General features: G+C 36.1%; 8 protein-coding genes. All 8 read right to left on the reverse strand.

Annotation, left to right across the window (positions count from 1 at the left end; genetic code table 11):
- Positions 1-2: 2 nt before the first annotated feature.
- On the reverse strand, positions 3-2,708 hold the full coding sequence (locus tag FA045_RS03520) for a hypothetical protein (RefSeq protein ID WP_136874546.1): 2,706 nt from the start codon (positions 2,706-2,708) through the stop codon (positions 3-5).
- A 15-nt stretch (positions 2,709-2,723) separates the two neighbouring features.
- Positions 2,724-3,230, reverse strand: a complete 507-nt coding sequence (locus FA045_RS03525; RefSeq protein ID WP_136874548.1) for a gliding motility-associated C-terminal domain-containing protein — start codon at positions 3,228-3,230, stop codon at positions 2,724-2,726.
- Positions 3,231-3,673: 443 nt separating this feature from the next.
- On the reverse strand, positions 3,674-4,693 hold the full coding sequence (locus FA045_RS03530) for a zinc-binding alcohol dehydrogenase family protein (protein ID WP_136874550.1): 1,020 nt from the start codon (positions 4,691-4,693) through the stop codon (positions 3,674-3,676).
- A 256-nt stretch (positions 4,694-4,949) separates the two neighbouring features.
- The gene (locus tag FA045_RS03535) at positions 4,950-5,738 is read right to left on the reverse strand and encodes an L-fucose dehydrogenase (protein WP_136874552.1); all 789 of its coding nucleotides are present in this window, start codon (positions 5,736-5,738) and stop codon (positions 4,950-4,952) included.
- An 84-nt stretch (positions 5,739-5,822) separates the two neighbouring features.
- On the reverse strand, positions 5,823-8,084 hold the full coding sequence (locus FA045_RS03540; protein WP_225871259.1) for a DUF5703 domain-containing protein: 2,262 nt from the start codon (positions 8,082-8,084) through the stop codon (positions 5,823-5,825).
- A gap of 138 nt (positions 8,085-8,222) precedes the next feature.
- Positions 8,223-9,641 (reverse strand): sialate O-acetylesterase, encoded by a 1,419-nt coding sequence (locus FA045_RS03545; RefSeq protein ID WP_136874554.1) that lies wholly within the window; start codon positions 9,639-9,641, stop codon positions 8,223-8,225.
- Between the two features lie 82 nt (positions 9,642-9,723).
- Positions 9,724-11,865, reverse strand: coding sequence for an aceric acid hydrolase (locus FA045_RS03550; RefSeq protein WP_225871260.1), 2,142 nt, complete (start codon positions 11,863-11,865; stop codon positions 9,724-9,726).
- Positions 11,862-15,287: a glycosyl hydrolase gene (locus tag FA045_RS03555; RefSeq protein WP_136874556.1), complete on the reverse strand. Its 3,426-nt coding sequence runs from the start codon at positions 15,285-15,287 to the stop codon at positions 11,862-11,864. The genes FA045_RS03550 and FA045_RS03555 overlap by 4 nt, the downstream gene beginning before the upstream one ends.
- Positions 15,288-15,374 lie beyond the last annotated feature (87 nt).

Raw genomic sequence — 15,374 nt, forward strand, 5'->3', positions numbered from 1 at the left:
CCTTAATAAAAATAGTCGAATTGAATACGATCTCCAGAAATTAATACATAACCACCGTTGTTAGCAGGTACATAAGTTAAGGTACTTGTAGTTGAAGTATATGCCGTATTACTAATTCTTATGCCATTTACGTACATTTTTATTTTACTGTTGGAAGATGGCGTTTGTGTTAACGAAAAAGAAGTTTGTGATGCAGTAGCTGTAAACTCATCTGCAACTTCACGTACCGCTGTAACTGCAGCATCAACATAAGCTTTTACCGATTTAACACTAGGATATTTTATATCTGAAGAGGCATCTGTAATTATATTTAAACTTTTATTACTGATTAGCTCACGTGCATCTAATGCTGTTTGTGTAGCTGTGCTGATGGGTTTATCTAAATCAGCGGTATTGTCTGCATTGCCCAAACCAACCATCGCTTTGCTAATACCAGAAACTGTACCCGTAAAAGTTGGCGAGGCTATTGGTGCTTTTAAAGCTAAATCAGCTGCACTACCTTTTAAATCTAACGCTGTTTGTGTAGCTGTGCTGATGGGTTTATCTAAATCTGCGGTGTTATCAACGCTGCCTAAACCAACCATCGCTTTGCTAATACCAGAAACTGTACCCGTAAAAGTTGGTGAGGCTATTGGTGCTTTTAAAGCTAAATCAGCTGCACTACCTTTTAAATCTAACGCTGTTTGTGTAGCTGTGCTGATGGGTTTATCTAAATCGGCTGTGTTATCTACATTGCCCAAACCAACCATCGCTTTGCTAATACCAGATACTGTACCTGTAAAAGTTGGTGAAGCGATTGGTGCTTTTAAAGCTAAATCAGCTGTACTGCCTTTTAAATCTAATGCAGTTTGGGTAGCTGTGCTAATTGGTTTATCAAGATCTGCGGTGTTATCTGCATTGCCCAAACCGACCATCGCTTTGCTAATACCAGAAACTGTACCCGTAAAAGTTGGTGAAGCTATTGGTGCTTTTAAAGCTAAATCAGTAGCGCTACCTTTTGAATTTAATGCTGTTTGGGTAGCTGTGCTGATGGGTTTATCTAAATCTGCGGTGTTATCAACGCTGCCTAAACCAACCATCGCTTTGCTAATACCAGAAACTGTACCTGTAAAAGTTGGTGAAGCAATTGGTGCTTTTAAAGATAAATCAGCTGTGCTGGATTTTAAATCTAATGCTGTTTGTGTAGCTGTGCTGATGGGTTTATCTAAATCGGCTGTGTTATCTGCATTGCCCAAACCCACCATCGCTTTGCTAATACCAGAAACTGTACCCGTAAAAGTTGGTGAAGCGATTGGTGCTTTTAAAGCTAAATCAGCTGCGCTAGATTTTAAATTTAATGCTGTTTGTGTAGCTGTGCTGATGGGTTTATCTAAATCGGCTGTGTTRTCTACATTGCCCAAACCAACCATCGCTTTGCTAATACCAGAAACTGTACCCGTAAAAGTTGGTGAAGCGATTGGTGCTTTTAAAGCTAAATCAGCTGTGCTGGATTTTAAATTTAATGCTGTTTGTGTAGCTGTGCTGATTGGTTTATCGAGATCGCCTGTGTTATCTAAATTGCCCAAACCCACCATGGCTTTGCTAATACCAGAAACTGTACCTGTAAAAGTTGGTGAAGCGATTGGTGCTTTTAAAGCTAAATCAGCTGTGCTGGATTTTGAATTTAATGCTGTTTGTGTAGCTGTGCTGATTGGTTTATCGAGATCGCCTGTGTTATTTACGTTTCCAAGACCAACTTTAAAAGCATTAATGCCATTAGCAATTTTTGCATCAGTTATTACGCCATCAATTAATTTGGTTGTTGTTATTGCGCCATCGGCAATTTTACTATTGGTTATTTTTCCGTTTGCTATAACTGGTTGATCTGCTGTACCTGATAAATCACCAGATAACTGTATTTTTCCTTTAATAGTTAGGCTTGCATCAGGAATTGATGCGTTTGCTACAGCTGCATCAACATAAGCTTTTGATGTTTTATCATTAAATTGCACCCAATCTGTTTGTGACAAAAACCCGTCTGTAGTGGCATTTGCTCTATTTAAACTTAAATTAGCATTTCCGTTTCCAATAATTACACTTAATGGAGTAGTTGCTGAAATGGTTATTGGCTGTTGTGTTACGGAAGTAGGTAAATTATCCGGTATCCATAGCGAACCATTCCATCTTAGTACTTGGCCATTTTGTGGAGCTGTTGCACTAATTGGAGCACCTTGAATTTTGCTAACTATAGGATTGGGATATGATCCACTAAGATCACCAGATGCGGTTCCAGCAGGAGCAGCTTGACTAGCGTAAATGGCGTAAGGCACCGACTGTAATTGCGATGTACCCATGTTTAGGAAACCGTTACCTCCAGTTGGATCAATCTCAACTTGTAAAAATTTATTACCAGTAGCCCAAATTATTGTACTAAAATTCCCAGTTTGTGAACTAGCACCACTGCTACCAATTAAGGCGGTAAATAATCCAAACTTATTAGTTAAAATAGTTCGAGTTTCTGAATAAACAACTGGGGAGTTTGCGCCGCCATCATGAATTGATAAACGTAGTGTAACGTTTTGCTCTGCAACAGGACTACCATCTGCTTTACGGGCCACACCTTGATAATTTATTTGGTTAATCTGTTGAGCTACTGATACATAACTAAAAAATGTTACAAAAATAGAAACTAACACAAAAAACTTTAAGTAGGTAAATTTTTTAATCATAATTGGAGCTTTAGATTATCTAATAAGAGTGATAAAACCACGTTGAATGGCAGTTTGGTTATTTTTCTTTAAACTTAGTATATAATAATAGGTGTCTTCGGCAAGAGGGTTTCCATTAAAATCACCTTTCCAATCATTTTGGTAATTTTTTACTTTATAAAGAATACGACCACCTCGGTCTATTATAGTAACCTCATTTTCTGAGTACCTATCCAAATCCCTAATGATCCAAGTATCATTTGATCCATCTGCATTTGGGGTTAATATATTTGTTGCAACAACATATAAATTAGGCGTAAGAATAAAAAGTGGCGGTAGAGGTTGCAAAAATCCGTTGGTTAAGCTCACTTTAGAAGTCACCATACTTTCTACAAGAGCAAGTTCGCCAATATTCCACTCAAAAACATAAGCCGAATTGGTAAATGATCCACCACCAGCATTTATTACAGAAGGAGTTATACGCTGTGCACTACACGTTAATGTAACTAGACACAAGAAACTGACCAATAGAAAAGTCTTCAAAGTTAGATTGATTGAACGTTTATTTTATAGATGTTTGAACATTGATTTGTGGTCTAAAATACAACAAAATACGTAATAACCAAATGGATATTTCTTTTTGATAATGTATTAATTGTTGTAAAAAAGACGGCAGCCGATTTTACAATATTGTAAAGCATTAGCACACATCTAATAAGCTAAATGTTTGAAAATTTCTTTAATAAAATATATTTCGATATTAAAATTTTAAAATAATAATGAGTTGGCTTTTGATATTGAAATTCGAGAACTCGAAAAAAAATTAGAATGGTTTAGCAACTTTAGCTTAATTATTATTTAAGTTCAAAAAATAGTGCTTATTTTAGGATATTTAACGCTGAATTGCTTTGCTATTTATATACAAAGAGCGTTATTAAATACACTAAAAAGATTTAATTATCGATGTAAAGGTTATAAACAAACCACTAATCACCTAAACTCACCATAGCTTTTATTACTCCATTTTTAGGATCTAACCAATTGCTGAACTGATCTTTAACATCACCAAAATCTACTTTATGGGTAATGTAGTTGGTTGGGTTAACCAAACCAGCTTTCATCGATTTAATCACATGTTCAAAATCTTCTATAGTTGCGTTTCGGCTGCTCATTAAGGTTGCTTCACGTTTATGAAATTCTGGATGATTAAAAATTAAATCACCTTTTTGCAAACCAATTAATACAAATCTTGCTCCATGCGCCATGTAATTAATCGCGTTGTTAATTGCTTTCTGGTTTCCAGTTGCATCAATCACAACTGTTGGCATATCTCCGTTGGTAATATCGCTCAATTGAGCTAACACATCATCAGATAAAGCATTTACTACAAAATCTACTTTTAGTTTGTCTTTACAAAATGCCAAGCGGCTATCATTAATATCTAAAGCAATCACCTTTGCTCCTGCAATTCGGGCAAATTCCATAGTTCCTAATCCAATCGGACCAGCACCAATCACCAATACAAATTCGCCTTTTTTTATATCCGCTCTGCGAACTCCATGAGCACCAATGGCTAAAGGTTCAACCAAAGCCAATTCATCGTAAGTTAAATCTTCACCATGTAGTAAAGTTTTAGCTGGTACTGATAAATATTCACGCATGCCACCATCTACATGAACACCGCAAACCTGCATTTTTACACAGCAGTTGGGCTTATGCATTCGGCAAGCGATACATTCTCCACAATTAAAATAAGGAATAAACGTAACCTTCTCGCCCACTTTAAACTCATCATTTCCATCTACTTCAACTAATTCGCCAGAAAGTTCATGACCTAAAACTCGTGGATAATTAAAAAAAGGCTGTGTGCCTTCAAAAGCATGTAAATCTGTACCACAAATGCCAATGCGTTTAATCTTGATAATTGCTTGGCCTTTTTGCAATTGAGGTTTTTCTGTTTCTGAATACTCGAAGTTTCCAGGTGTTGTGCAGGTTAGGGTTTTCATTTTAATTGTTGTCAGTCTTTTCCTTGGTCGGTGTCTCCACCGACCGATATGTTAGATTTATCAATGGTTGGTGGGGACACCAACCAAGGAAGTGGATTAATATTATTTTATTAGGACAAAGTTTACAGCAGTCCTTCGACAAGCTCAGGATGACAAAGTTTTGTTGTAACTGATTGGTGAGGACACCAATCAAGGAATTACAAATTATTCCTTCATTCAAAATTCAATCATTCAAAATTCAATCATTCAAAATTAACTAAGCATTAGCTAAAGCTCTGTCTAAGTGAACGTAACCACCATCTACATGAATAATTTGTCCAGTTGTGTGGCTTGATTTATCAGACATTAAAAAAGCCGCCATATTAGCAATTTCTTCGGCAGTTGTCATTCTGTTTTCTAGCGGAATTTTCGAAGTGATTTCATTTAATTTTTCTTGGGCATTTGGCAAGGTTTCGATCCATGTTTCGTATGCTGGTGTCCAACATTCGGCTACCATAATGGCGTTAACACGAATACCATATTTTAACAATTCAACTGCCCATTCTCTGGTTAAAGCATTTCTACCGCCATTAGCAGCGGCATAAGCCGAAGTATTTCCTTGTCCGGTTTCGCCAGTTTTAGAAGTAATATTAACAATTGCTCCTTTACTTCTAATTAGCTCTGGTAAAGCATAATGTGCCATTAAATAGTAATGAACTACATTTTTGTGTAATGAAGCCATAAAATCTTCATAGTTTCCATTTTCTAATCCAACTCCATCATTTACACCTGCGTTATTCACCAAACCATCAATTCTACCAAATTGTGTAATAATTTCTTTAACCACTTTTTCGCAGTCTGCTGGTTTTGCCAATTCTGCTACAAACTGAAATGCCTTACCGCCATTGGCATTAATCGCATCGGTAACTTTTAAATTATCTTCCGCTTTGCGACCAACAACTACAGCTATAGCTTCTTCTTTGGCAAAAAGCTCTGCCATTGCTTTGCCAATTCCTTTTGCACCACCAGTGATGATGATAACTTTATCTTTTAAGTTTAAGTTCATAAATTTTGAAATTATTGAATGAGAGAATGACCGAATGAGAGAGTTTGAAAAATTTGCTATTTATTCCCTCATTCAATCCTTCAATCATTCTATCATTTTTATTATATCTTTTATTCTTTCTTCTGGTATAACTTTTAAGCTTTCTATTTTTCCATTTTTTAAAACCCCTTCAACAGTAGTTTGGTATGGTGCATGGAGTTTAAAGTGCACATCCCAGTTTTTCGGCCACGCCGGAAACAAGATGATTTTTTTTCCATCGCATTGCATTAACATTTCTTGTAAACCAATCATCCCAGATCCGCCCCAATTGTGATCTGGAACCCAATCAAATCCAGGACCCCAAAATGCTGGAAATCTTCTGCCAGAATTTTGAAGTTTCAACTTTGTTAATCTTGCAGCTTCATCAGTTAAACCTAGTCTTGCGGCAAAAATATTGTCTTGTTTCCAGCCAACATGACTTCTGAATTTTAAAACATCAGTATCAAACTGATAAGTGTTTATTGCAGTATCTAATCCGGGTTTGCCGACACCATATATCCCCCATGGATAAACTGGGTACAATTGCGGACTTTCGGTATTGTTAACTCGCTCCCATAATTTAGCTGGCGAAATCGTTGGTTTCTCATTAAATTCTCTAAAACTAATTGGCGGAATGGTATTTAAAATGGTTTGCCAATTTTTTTTCTGTTCTTCAGAGGCTGATTTTAGTTCTATTAACCTTTGCAAAACAGTTTTTAATCCTGCAATGGTTGAGGTAGCATTGTAAGCCATTTTATAAGTTTCGGCTGCAGAACCTGGATATAAAACCAAATGTCCGTTGGCATCTAAAGCCTTTGCCCCTCTTTGTTTAGCCAAATAAGTGTAATGTTCTTTAAAAAACGTAAGCGAACTTTCTATCAACGGCATGTATGCTGTAATGTCTTGATTGTTATAACGTTCTGTTTCTAAAATCATCATGCAGAACTCTAAAATAGTATCCCATTCGTATTCGAGCCAAGCATTGTATTCCATGCCTTTATCGTAACCTTCAGGGCGTTTCCAACCGTATTCTGCTGGATTTGGCAAACCGAAATTTTCTATTTGTTCGGTAAAACTAGCGCCATTATGGCCCCAAGCAACTTTAGTTCTTAATTCAGCATTTTGTAAAATGCGTTTGTAAAACTCAAATTGAGGTTTCATCATTTCGAAATCGCCACTTTTAAGCATAGGCCAGTACACCAATCTTTGATTTTGAGCCGTATGGGTACCGCCTCCCCAATTTCTGAAATCAGGTGTATATTTTAGAGATGTATCTGTTAATTGAGGATCAAAAGTAAATAAGCCACCGTTAAATTTTGTTGGCCAATTGCCTTTTGAATTTGCACCTAACATGTACCTGAATAATTGGTAATTCTGACTTACTTGGTTTGCTAAAGTATCAACAGAGTTGATGTAAATGAAGCTTTTATTCCAATAGTCATTCCACCATTTTTTTGTTGCTTTAAATGCAATATCGGGCGCTACACGCTCCCCTACAATCGGAACATTAAAAGAAAAATCAGCAAATAGATCTACAATTAAATTACTGACTTTTACCGATTTTATAGTTTTCAACTTCCACTCTCGATATGGAGTACCTAAATATTCACCTTCAGTTATACCAGCTTGATGCAGGTTTTTACCCCACATGCTACCTCCAGCCGTTCTATTAAAAAGAGGATTATAAAGCTCGTTGATATAATTTTCCAACCCTTGTTGTTTAACCACTACATCAAAAACTGTTTTTTTATTGGTATGATAAAAATTAACAATATTATTCTGAAAATAGATAGAATCTTTTAAGGTTTTAACTTCACCTTGTGGTGCCCATTTATAAGAGTTTTGATTATTTTCTTTTCCTTTTGTAATCCGATCTTGAAAACGCCAAGATTGATAACTTGCTTCTGTATGAATTTTTTGATTTGATTCTACATCAAAATGTATAGTTGGACTAAATACATCTACCCACACTTTCACATTAGCAGTTAATTTACCTTTCTTTCCATAAATTTGAATGTAACCATCTTTTAAAAGCAGTTCTTGTTTAAAATCTTTTCCTTGAAATGGATTTGGAGTTAATTTCAATTTTATTCGTCCAAGCTTAAGTAAGGTGTTATTTTCATCAAATGCACCACTTTTTGAGAGATAGGCATAAATTTCTCCCTTTTCTACCCAAACATTTACACCAATATCTCCACCGCCTACAGCCATCGATTCTGATGAATTTTTGCTTTGGGTATTCCAAATTATGTTTCTTTGTTGCGCATTTGCGATGTTATTAAACCAAATAGAAAAGAAGAAAACTGAGACAAGCTTGATATTTATCAACCGCAAAAAATATAAGAACGGAAAGTGAAGTTTACACATATTAGTTTTACACCATATCAGGCATTTAAGGAAATATAAGTTTTTACCTCCCTCAATTGATCTTCTTTTTTTATTAATGGTTAAACTCATCTTGCTAAATTACCAATTATCTGTTCTAAATGATGATACTGGCAAGCCATCGTTACCAAATAAATCGCCTACTACAAAATCTTTAAAGGCATAACGTACTGCAACAGGATTTTTTACTTCTGTAGCTGTTACTGTTACACTACTTCCAGTTATTGCAGCCTTAGCAGGATAAAATTTTTGGTCATCGCCAGCTATTTCAAATAAAGCTAAATCTTTACCAAAGGAAGTTAATCCATTGGCTACATTTTGAAATTTGATAATTGCCTTGTCTGCATCAATAGTTATTGATTCGTAATTTGGACTAGCGAAACCAAAACCTTTAATGCCGTAAGTTTGAGCCAATGCTATATAAGCTAATCGTTCACCACCTTGTTTTTTATGTGCGGGATGAATATTTTTAAATTCGCCTACATCCATCAAAACTGCCATACCGCTGTTTGCGATTTTTGCTAATGATTTACGCTGTGCATCTCTTAAATAAGCAGAATTGTACGCTGGTGCAGGTTTATCATGAAAGGAAGCATAATTAAAAGGTGCAATTTGTGCATAGTAAAACGGAAATTCACCAATATCCCAAGCTTTTCTCCAATTCGAAACCATTAGCGGAAACAACTCTAAATATTGTGTCGGTCGCTCATAATTCGATTCGCCTTGATACCAAATTGCACCACGAATACCATAGCCAATAACGGGATATAACATTCCATTGTATAAAGTGGTTGGCGTTCTGCTTACTTCTTTAATCGTATCAGCAGGTTTAGGGATTTTTATTTCTGGAAAAGCCTGCAAATCTTCTGCAGACATCCAAGCTTCGATAGATGAACCACCATAACTATCGTTGATTAATCCGATAGGAACATTTAACATTTCATTTAATAAGGAACCAAAATAATAAGCTGTTGCACTAAAATTAGCTATGGTTTCTGGACTTGCTGCTTTCCAATCTGATGGTTTGCTGTTTTCTTGTTTGGTAGTAATTGATGAACGAGGAACGGTATATATCCTAATATATGAATTTTTAGATTTTAGGATTGCTTCATTTGAACCAATAATTGGTTGAGATTTAAAACCTTTCATTGGCATTTCCATATTAGATTGGCCTCCGCAAAACCAAACTTCGCCAATTAAAATATCGTTTAAAACCAATAATTCTCCATCGTTAAAGCTGATTTGGAATGGACCACCAGCTTTGGGAGTAACTACTTTTATTTTAAATTTTCCTTTGGCATCAGCCGTTGCTGAATATGTTTTTTTATTCCACGATGTGATAATTTTAACACTTGAAGATGGTTTTGCCCAACCCCAAAGTGCCACATTGCTTTGTTGCTGCAAAACCATGTGATCAGTAAAAATGGATGCTGGTTTTACCTTTGCAAAAGCATTGGTAAATATTGCGAGAGAAAAAAATATAATAAGTTTTAATTTCATTTTTTATTAATTATTGTACAAAGCTAATGCTTAGAGGAGATTGCTTCGTCGTTCCTCCTCGCAATGACGATTTGAAATTAGTTTACCTACTCAATGGCAACCAAACCGACATTTCTGAATGACCTCTGTTACCCCATGCAAAATAAGGAACTAATTTAATTGCGGTGTTTTCATTTGTTTTTGAGATTGGATGATACAAAACATTATTCCAATCTGTTTTATCTCTCAGCTTTGCTGTACCTTCTAAACTCATCATTTGTGCACCATCAATTGTAATTGGTGTTGGTTTTAGGGCTATTGATGAAGGAATGACAGCATTGAAGATATTTTTACCTTCAAAATCGTTCGACTCTAAACAATAAACAACAGGCCCTCTTTTTACGGCAACTTGATTTCTGTTCTCTTCAACTAGCGGATTTGATTCAATCAGCTGTGCTTCCATTGGTAAAATCAATTCAATCACATCGCCAGCTTTCCAAATTCTATTTACCGCTGCATAAGAACCCGATTTAACCTCAACCTCTACAGCTTTGCCATTAACGTTTATTTTGGCATTGGAAGCCCATCCCGGTATGCGGAAAAACATAGCATACGCTTTTTTAGCAGTTTCGTTTATCGTTACTTTTATATTTCCATCCCATGGGTAATTTGTGGCTTGATTGAGATTAATTTTAGTACCATCACTCAGTTGAGTTTTGATGTTATTTGCTCCATATAAATTAAACCAAATGCCTTTTTCAGTTGTACTGTAGGCGTAATTACTTACTTCGGCAATAGTACGTACCACGTTTGGTGGACAGCAATTTGATAAACCGATGTACGGTACTCGATCTTTGCTCCAACGTTGTTGAAACGGTAAATTATCGCTTTGTGCCAAAGGGTTGGTGTATAAAAAGTTTTTGCCATTTAGGCTGATACCAGATAAAACGCTGTTGTATAAGGCTAGTTCCATTACATCGGCGTATTTTGCATCACCTGTTATTTGTAGCATTCTGTAATTCCAAAGTACGTTGCCAATGTTAGCACAAGTTTCGTTATGAGCGGTAAAATTTGGCAATTGATAATCTCTACCAAAGGCTTGATGAATTTTTTGAACCTCGGTTGGGTTATAGGAAGTGCCATCGGGCGATGTGCCATCATATAAAGAGCCTAATCCGCCAGTAATGTACATTTTTCGATTGCTTACATCATTCCACATCAAATTTAAAGAGTTCATTAAACTATCGTTTCCAGTTTCTGCATATAAATCGGCTACTCCAGCATATAAATAACTTGCCCTAACTGCGTGTCCGGTTGCTTTTATTTGTTTCAAAAACGGAATTCGATCTTGGTTGTCATCCGTGCCATCCTCAATTTTACCTTTAATTGCGATGAGATGTTTGGCTAACTCTAAATATCTAGGCTCCTTAGTAGTTCTGTACATTTCTATTGTACCCATGTAATGAGATGGACAAATGGCATTACGCGCTAAAGTTGGCGAAGCAGTTTTGTAGAACTTATATAAATACTCCGTTGCTTTTTTGGCTACATCCAATAAATTGGTCTTTCCCGTAGCACGATAATGCACACAAGCGGCAGTCATTAAATGCCCAATATTGTATGCCTCGAAACTTAAACGATCTTGAAATTGGTTGTTTGAGCCGGTTTTGCGTTGCTCAATCATTGCTTTGGTATAGATATAACCATCTTCACGTTGTGATTTGGTAATTACAGCGATGGCTTTATCCATGGTTTCAAGCAGTTTAACATTGCCTGTTGAAGCGTATAAACTTGCCATCGCTTCTAAGGTTTTGTAATAATCACCATCGTGAAAAGACGGACCTTTATGTCTTCCTGTATCTAATCCGGCAGCAATCTCAAAGTTTTTAAAAGCATGGCTGATTTTCGGATCATTGTAAATAGCCCACATATTTGGCACCATGGTTTCGGTTGCCACTTTAAAACGATCTGCCCAAAAACCATTTGTCCATTTTACAGCTGCCATATCTACACTTTTTAATTTAGCATACGGACTATTGGAGTTATTAGTTAAAGCGTTTTGTTGGGCTTTGGAGGTTATGGCTAGAGAGAATAGAAGAATTAGTCCGAAAGACCGGAAGACCGAAAGTTGTGAAGTTGGGAAGATGGAAAGTTGGGAAGTTAGATGCCCGAAGATATGGCGATTTAGACGAGCAACGAAAAACGAAAATCGGTCAACCAAATTTTTAATTATTTTTATCATCATTTCTCCTCAATTTTAAGTGTAACTGGCCCAAATAAACCAGCAGGATTTAGTGGTTTTCCTTCTAAACGAAAAGGTGCGGTTGTATTTGTAATTCGCTTTTCTACAGGCAATTTACTATCGCCAATTAAACGATTAGCCCAAGTATTGCTAACTTGTATTTCAATTTTATTTTCACCTTGTTTTAAAGCTTTGCTAACTTCTAATTCAAAAGGAGCGGTCCATAAAGTCCCACAATCAATTCCATTAATTTTTACTTCAGCAATGCTAGAGAAAGCACCAAGATCTATCCAAACTTTGCCTTTATTTTCACCAACATAGTTGAAGGTTTTATTGTAAGTTGCTGTACCCGAATAATATTTGATAGTGCTATCTGCATTTAAAGACCAATCGGTTAAAGTTTTAAACGCTACCTGTTCTGATGGCCCGCCGTATTCGGGATTAAATTGAACTTGCCAATCGGTAGAGAGGTTTTGAATAGATTTGAAAGCTTTCCAGTTACCTTTATCATTTTTAGGTTTTATTAGAATTGGTTTTTCAAAAATTATAAATAATGAGCCATTAGCTGGCATTTTTAAAGAAACTTCTATTCTATCATTATTAATAGACCAATGGCCTAATTCTGTTGTATCATTGGTAACTGGATTATACAATTGCGGAATTTTGTCTTTTATTCGGAAAGAAAACTTTAACAATCTTTCTTCATTTTGTTGATTAGAGATAAAATATAAATCTTTTAAACTAGTTTCTCGGTGTGCATAAGTAATCCCATTTGCTGGAACAAAAACAGAGCTAATTACCGACGGCAAATAAGTAACCTCTAAATCTTTTTCCACTCCAAGCGCAGAAAAATCTCTAGCAAAAAAAGGCGCTTCAATTATTTTACCTAAACCTAATTTTTTAGATAAAATTGAATGACCATCATTTTTTAGAACATCAAAATCTCCACCCCAAATCTCATTAACAACTTTATTAAACTCAACATCGCTAACTTTTTGTAAACCAATCTGATATAATGGTTTTTCTCCTACAATAATTGTTGCTCCTGATTTTACCAATTCAACTAATTTTTTTACTACTTGATAACTCATATATTGATAATTTGGGTTCATTTTCATGTCACCAGGAATTACCAAAATCTTATAACTTGCGCCACTTTCAAAAACAACTTCTTTGTTGACAACTTTTGCTGTGCTTAATACATCTGGATTAAAACTATCGTAAGCATAACCACGTAACGGATTTACCCAATTCTCTGGATCGGCCATGTTAGCTGAATGAGAAACACCTGATGGAATTGAACGTAAAGTTTCACCCACATTTGCTAATCTTTTCTTTTCTGCTGCAATAACTTCTTCGCCAAACAAACCCGGTAAAGTGCTCACCAATCGATCAGGCAAAACCGAGCGGCGAGGTAATTCTTCTCCAGTAAAAACTGCAATATCTACAACGGGTTTGCCTTGTTGCAATAATTCTTGTGTTCTTGTGGCATAATCTACCCAAGCTTTACTGGCTTTCCACCAAGTTTGATCGCGTTGAAAGTATAAACCTACACCATCTAAGGTCATTCCGGGTTTTCTATCCATCCAAGGGTTATGTGTAAAAACATGGTAAGACAATTTGTTAATACCTAAGGCATAATTTCTGTCTTGTAAAGTTTTCATATTCATCGGACTTTCATTCCAGTCCATTCTTACCGTAGTAAAAGCCTCTGCTTGAATGATGTTTTTGCCGTAGATGTGAGCGCCAGAAATTGCATCTAACATATCGTTTGGCTTATCGTGAGTTGGACTGTTTAACCAAAATTCGCCCATCGGCACATCAACTGTTTTGTAATGTAATAAACCATCACTCATCATGGTTGGAGCAATGCTTTCAGCAGTAAAAGTCACACCTTTTTCTTTTGCCAAAGCCGATAAGGTTTTGTAAAATTTATCAACTACTAATTGAGAAATAGTTTTACGCACGTCATACAAAAAACTTTCAGATACTGATGCACTTTGAACAGGCAAACCTGTCATAATTGGTAAATACGGGGTTAAATCATAACCACGGCGTTTTAAAAACTCAGCTTTAAAATTCGATGACCAGTTCTGACTTCCACATTCCCAGCTATCCACATGAAAAATGCTTAACACTTTAGCTGCAATTTCTGGTCCGCCATGTTTTAAAGCTTCGCCATACCAACTATCAAATTGCAATTTAACTGCCGTAGGATTAAATTTATCGCTCTCCAACCCTATTCCTCCGCCACCGGTGGCATTGGTATGTCCAGTTGAGGTATGCCCAATTCTTAAAACTGTCCATTCTCCTTTTGGAGCTTTCCAATCTAAGCTACCATCAGCTTTTAATTTTCCCGTTAGGTTAATGATTTTATTAAGCGGCACACATAAATTGCTAGGCAATTGCTCATTTGTAGTCCTTTTGCTAATACGCCAAATCGACCCATTTTTACCTTCATATTGATTGATGCTGGCTTCAGCAAACAATTCTAGGTTTACTAATTTTAAAGATGGCTTCCATTTTGCTGCATCCAAATCTTCAGATCCTGGCTCTGAGCCAGATTTATCGTACACGAAACGGAAAAATTTAGCCGTTGTTGGCACAATGGAATGTGTTACATCTTGATCTGTATCTTGCCATCCATGACGAGGTGATTCTAACCTGCCAATTGAACGAAAAGTTTTACCATCATTACTTACTTCAATTTTTAAACGTTGAGCTTGGTAATTATTGCCGTTTACTTTTATTTTAATTGTTCTACAAGTAAATGGCTTTTCAAATTGATATTGCATATAAAGCGGCTCGCTCGAACCAAAGTTCTGTTTGTTGCCTGGCTTAATTAATCCACTTGCATCCGTACCATTGCTGGTAGTAATTTTAGGAATAATAGTTTGTGTAGATTGGTTTATTCCTATCGGCGATGGATAGGCGTAAACCGCAATATCTTTGTAATAATTTTCTTTAGTTTCTGGTTGAGGTAATTTAATCTTAGTATTTGAAGCATTGATAGTTATCCTAGATGAAACTACCTTTTGCATTGATAATTCTGGTGTAATCCATGGGCCGCCAGCTAAGGCAAAACCATCGCTTACATGCATCCCAAGTTTTAAGTCCAAACGTTTGGCTTCATCCATGGCAAACTTCACCATTTCCCACCATTCTGGCGTTAATTGTTCAACTGGTTTTTCATATAATGATGGATTGGAAGATTTTCCGCCTTTGATGGTCATGAGGTAAGCGCCACCTATGCCATTAGTTTTCATAGCCTCTAAATCAGCAGTAATTGCTTTTTTTGATACGCCAGCTTGCACCCAATACCAAAACACCCAAGGTTTAGCATTCTCATTTTGTTGCGCATTAAGCTGAATGCTAAAAATGCAAAACAGAAGAAATAGAAGTGTTTTACTAAACGTTGATTTCATTGTATTTTTTTAATTTTATCGTCATTGCGAGCTTTGCGAAGCAATCTTAAAGCGACAAACAAGTTATAGTTGTAAGATTGCTTCGTC

The organism is Pedobacter cryotolerans, from assembly GCF_005116475.1.
Lineage (GTDB): Bacteria > Bacteroidota > Bacteroidia > Sphingobacteriales > Sphingobacteriaceae > Pedobacter > Pedobacter cryotolerans.

What these genes read in the sequence shown, in the direction of transcription:
- FA045_RS03530 (WP_136874550.1), bottom strand. Translation starts at nt 4,693, where the DNA reads ATGAAAACCCTAACCTGCACAACACCTGGAAACTTCGAGTATTCAGAA.
- FA045_RS03535 (WP_136874552.1), bottom strand. Translation starts at nt 5,738, where the DNA reads ATGAACTTAAACTTAAAAGATAAAGTTATCATCATCACTGGTGGTGCA.
- FA045_RS03545 (WP_136874554.1), bottom strand. Translation starts at nt 9,641, where the DNA reads ATGAAATTAAAACTTATTATATTTTTTTCTCTCGCAATATTTACCAAT.
- FA045_RS03550 (WP_225871260.1), bottom strand. Translation starts at nt 11,865, where the DNA reads ATGATGATAAAAATAATTAAAAATTTGGTTGACCGATTTTCGTTTTTC.
- FA045_RS03555 (WP_136874556.1), bottom strand. Translation starts at nt 15,287, where the DNA reads ATGAAATCAACGTTTAGTAAAACACTTCTATTTCTTCTGTTTTGCATT.